General features: G+C 40.9%; 1 protein-coding gene. It reads right to left on the bottom strand.

Going from position 1 to position 232, the window contains the following annotated elements:
- The coding region (locus R0K30_RS23780) for a tetratricopeptide repeat protein (RefSeq protein WP_410613523.1) at nt 1-220 on the bottom strand (220 nt) is incomplete at its 3' end.
- Nucleotides 221-232: the final 12 nt, after the last annotated feature.

Below are 232 nucleotides of genomic sequence, written 5' to 3'. Positions count from 1 at the left end.
GTTCTTGATCTAACTCAATAGCAGAGTCAAAGTACTCGTACGCTTTTTCGTATTGCCGCATCAAGGTATGCTGAATACCCAAAAAGTTATAGACTTCAGCCAAATCAGGCTTAAGTTTAACCGCTCGGTTAAAATCCATTCGCGATAAAGTCGTCATGCCTAAGCTATCAAACAGTACTCCACGGTCATAATAGAGCTTTGCTTGTTGTTCTGTACTCAAGTCTGCTCTGTT

This window comes from Bacillus sp. SIMBA_154, from assembly GCF_046536015.1.
GTDB lineage: Bacteria > Bacillota > Bacilli > Bacillales > Bacillaceae > Bacillus > Bacillus pumilus_P.
This window is presented reverse-complemented; position numbering and strand designations above follow the sequence as displayed.